At 65.9% G+C, this 3,385-nt stretch carries 2 protein-coding genes; both read right to left on the reverse strand.

Going from position 1 to position 3,385, the window contains the following annotated elements; translation table 11 throughout:
* Window positions 1-138 precede the first annotated feature (138 nt).
* A complete protein-coding gene (locus Q4F91_RS13210; protein WP_303338197.1) occupies window positions 139-2,670 on the reverse strand; it encodes a hypothetical protein in 2,532 nt (843 codons plus the stop codon).
* Window positions 2,671-3,024: 354 nt separating this feature from the next.
* Window positions 3,025-3,385, reverse strand: a 361-nt coding sequence (locus Q4F91_RS13215; RefSeq protein ID WP_303338198.1) for a hypothetical protein, incomplete at its 5' end; no start/stop codon positions are given.

Here is a 3,385-nt window from a genome sequence, read left to right on the forward strand (position 1 = left end):
CTGGTGAAATTGCCGGTCTCCAGACAGCCGAAACCCGCCCGAACGGACATTCGGACGGGTTTCCCGATTCCTCGGAACAGGCGGGACCAGAGGGCCCCGGCTCGCACCGAAAATTTGATATCGATCAATCCTCGGGACTCACTTCAGCCCGAGATCGCCCGCGCGGCTGTGCCAGGAGCGCCAGCTGAGGCTGCCGACGGCGGGCTGCTCCCCGGCCCAGGCGGCCAGCGCGCGGAAAAGCCGCATCGGATCGAGGACGATGAACTCCATGTAGGCGCGCCCTGCGGCCAGGGCCTCGCCCGAGACAAAGGCGGCGCCGGCGAGTTCGTGAGCGACGAGCTTCCGGATGCCGCTCATCAGGCGCTTCATGTGCTCCTCAGCCTCCTCCGGGTTCTCCGGAAGCTCCGCGGGCACGAGGGTGACGAACCCCGCGCCGAGGCCGGAGCGCGCAAGCGTGTTAACGAGCGTGTCGTCGCCCGAGCGGAAGCGGTTGAGGAACTCCACGGCAGTGGACCACCCGGAGGTGATGTCCGACATGGGGACGGGGCTGTCGATCGGCTTCACGAAGTACTCGAGCCGGTCGCTGAGCAGGTCCTCGAGCCGGAGCCCACGCACCCCGGACACGTGCTCGTCGAACCACTGAGGGAGTTCCCCGAGGGGAATCGTCCCGGCGGGATCGCTTCCCGGCGGGCAGACCGCGACGCTCGCGAGGCACTTCATCGTCACCGCCTCGCCGAGGGTGCGCTCGGCGATCTCCTTCAGGGCCTCGCAGTATGGATCGGCCGCCTCCGGGCTGTAGACGCCCTCGAACTCGTCGGAGTGGAAGTTGAGCCGGATGCGGCCTTCCTCGGGGAGCGGGAGCACACGGAGCTTCTCCTCCCTATCAATCAGCGTCTGGTGACGCTCCCCGCTCTCGCCGACCCCGCCCGGCTGCCGCCCCTTGAAGATCCGCCAGTTCTTCCTCACCGACTCGGGCATGGCGTCGGCAAGCATGCAGATCGGATGAATGAAGGCCGGGTTCTTCGCGGGCGAGAAGACGAGCCGGCACTTCCTTCCTCTCTTCGGCAGAGAGGCGTCAATCCACCAGCCGGCCGAGACGAGCTCAAAGATGCGGCGGATGTCGTCGAGCGCCTCCACGGGATCCGTGCGGAGCCGTTCGCGCAGCTCCGCCTCGTGCTTCGAGAAGAGCTCCCAGACGCCTTCGATGCGCTCGGCGAAGCAGAAGGTGAAGCGCGAGAGCGTGAGTGCGCCAAGGGCGCGGTGCATGAGTTCAAGCGCCTCCAGACTCATGGGATCCGCTGCGAGCGCGGCGTCGAGGTACTCGACCGCCTCGCCCTCGCGGTTGAGCGTCACGAGGGCATGCCCCATGCGGATGTTCCAGGAATAGGTCTCCGAGTACCGCTCCCGCGCGCTTTCGAGCGCCACGAGCGCGAGCGCGCAGTTCGCGGCGTTTCCCGGGGTGGAGAGATTGTTGAACGCGACCGCGATCTCGCCCGAGAGGAAGGGCGAGGGCGGGTGATCCTGATTCTGAAAGAAAGCGATCAGGCTCTCCGTCACGGCCTTCCAGTCGTGCCGGTCCTCAAGCTCGGCGAGCGCGGGAAGGGCCGCGGCGTCCTCCGGGCTCAGCACGTCCGCGTCGGGGCCGTTCTTCTCGATGAACTCGAGCGTCCTGCGGGCGAGCGCCGACTCGTCGCCCCCGAGGGGCGAGAGATCGATGTCGGCCCGGGCCTCCCTGCCCTCGTCGTCGGTGAAGACAATGTGCAGGTGGCGGTTCTGCAGCACGTCGACGCGCTCCGCCCGGTGCATCTCCGGGGCGTCGGGCAGCACGGCGAGCATGCGCTCGAGCCAGATCGAGCCGATCTTCGAGAACCCGGCCTCGTTCATGAGGAAGCGCACGGTGAGGGGCTCGAAGCCTTCCCTCAGGAGCGTGGCGCAGGAGAAGGGGCGCAGAGGAGGCGCCGCGGGCACCCAGTCCTTGAGGCCCATGGCACCGAGGACCCCGAGGTTCCACGCGAGGCGCCGCTCGTCCGGGCGGATGCAGTTCACGGCGTAGAGGCGCTGGAGCCGCTCGTCGACGGGCATCGTGCCGCGGAGGAGATCACTGTCCGTGTCCGGGTCGATGAAGTGGTACTCCATCTTCTCGACCGGGGCCTTCGCCTCGATCTCGCCCTCGAGCCGGGTGAACTCCGGATCCCCGGGGACGAGCGCAAGCCCGGCCCTGACCGCCCGCATCGCACCGGCCTCGTCGCCGAAGTGAGCCCGCAGCTTCGCCACGGCAAGCCAGGACCAGGGAAAGTCCGGCTCGAGCCTTACTGCGCGCTCCGCCGCGTCGCGGGACTTCTCCAGGTCTCCGCAGGCCATCCAGGCCTCGCTCAGTTTGTACCACCAGCCGCCGTTGTCCTCCGCGCCGGGGCCGCGGGCGCCGGTGAGTTCCCTGAGCGCCAGCACGGACGAGGGATACTCGCCCACGGCGAGATGCGCGTGCGCGCGCATGATCGCCCCCTCGGGGTCTGCCTCGGCCTCCTCGCGCGTGAGCCGTCCCTCCGCCACGGCCTTCTCAATCGCATCCTCGACGATCTTCACCATGCGGAACGCCTGGATGTCGTGGCCTTTCCTCGCCGCCTCGATGAGGGCGCGGTCCCTGTCAGTCAGCACTTTGCCTCGGGGCATTGCCATGTCTCTTTCTCCCGGAATCTACTGTCAGTCACAAGGCGCGGCCCGCACGGAACACCCGGTCCCGAAAAGCGAATCGCACCTTCATACCGCCATCCTACAGCCCCATGCGTCAACAGCCATCGCAGCGATGCAATCAAAGAAATCTGCAGAAATTTCAATGCTCCGTCTGAAGATCCGCTGGCGGCCCGAGGGCCGGAGGAGGGGGCCCGGCCGCAAGTCATGCCGGCCTTCCGAACCGACACCGGCACTGGGGAATGCGAAAGCACCGGCGGAATGAAGGCACTTCCCGTCATTCCGCCGGCACTCCTGAAGCTGAAATTGGATGGTTCAGCCGAACTCACCTTCTTTTCAATCCTGCATACAGCCAGCGTTCCGTCGTAGTTCGTGATCGGGCACGCATTCAACGGGCGCCACAGATTCAGCACGCTTCTGCTTCACTCTAAATGCCTCGTATTCCCCGGCCTCCTTCTTTTCCCGGGCGTATTCCGCCCGTCCGCGCTGGCTGTAATTCCTGCGATGAACATTCATGTACTTCTTTGAGCGGTCGAAGTCATAATCCTGCGGGAAATGCACTTCGGCGCCGTCGCGAATGCCGAGAAGTATGAGCTCGGCGCGATCAATCGTATGGCTGATGCGAATGGTTCCGTTGTGCCGGATGTTGAGAAGATTCATCTCGAAGAGATCCGCAAGCGGCGAGTAGAGAAGAATT

It is taken from the genome of Sutterella sp., assembly GCF_030539355.1.
In the GTDB taxonomy this organism is placed as follows: Bacteria; Pseudomonadota; Gammaproteobacteria; order Burkholderiales; family Burkholderiaceae_F; genus Sutterella.